The organism is Terrabacter terrae (assembly GCF_039529575.1).
GTDB classification, from domain to species: Bacteria; Actinomycetota; Actinomycetes; order Actinomycetales; family Dermatophilaceae; genus Terrabacter; species Terrabacter terrae.
The window spans coordinates 1-722 of the sequence record NZ_BAAANB010000029.1 but is presented as its reverse complement, the minus strand read 5'-3'; the positions used below and the strand labels follow the sequence as shown (position 1 = coordinate 722).

Annotated in this window: 1 protein-coding gene; it reads left to right on the top strand. The window is 77.1% G+C overall.

Features of this window, described 5'->3' with window-relative positions; all coding sequences use genetic code 11:
* A partial coding sequence (locus tag ABD194_RS18620) for a lysozyme family protein (RefSeq protein ID WP_486388612.1) occupies positions 1-722 on the top strand: 722 nt, incomplete at both ends.

Below are 722 nucleotides of genomic sequence, written 5' to 3'. Positions count from 1 at the left end.
GCAGTGACTGCGACGCTGCTGCTCGCGGTCGGGGTCGTCGTCGCCGGTGGCGGCGCTCGGGCCGTTGCCGTCGACTCCTCGGCCGTGCCGACCCCCACGCCGCTGCTCGCACCGCTGGCGCCAGGTGGCCCAGCTCCGGCGACGAGCGCCCCGCCGGATGCCTCGTCCACCGCCACGAACGGCGTTCCGGGGTTCGGCGCCGTGGGCGGCTCCCTCGTGGGCCCGGTCTTCGACGAGATCCGGGTCGCGGCAGCCCTCTCCGTCGAGAACGCTGGGCGTTCCGCCGCCCCCGGCGCCGCCGCGCCCGTCCCCGCCGCCGCGCTGGAGCCGGGCGGCGGCTCCAGCGGCAGGCCGACCCCGTGGCAGCCGAGGGCCGACATCCGCGTCCCGACGGCCGTCGCCGCGGGTTCGGGAGGCGCCGGCACGGGAAGCCCGCAGTCCAAGGACGAGGTCATCTGGGCGGCATACGCCTCCGCGGCCGCGAAGGAGGGCAGCTGCCACCTGCCGGTGATGCTGCTCGCCGCGATCGGGGAGGTCGAGTCGTCGACGCTCCGTGGGCGCACGCTGGACGCGGCGCACGACGCCGTCCCGCCCGTGGTCGGCCCCGCGCTGAAGGGCGGTTCGTTCGCGGCGATCCGCGACAGCGACCACGGCATGTGGGACGGCGACCCGGTCTGGGACCACGCGGTCGGGCCGATGCAGTTCATCCCCGCGACGTGGCG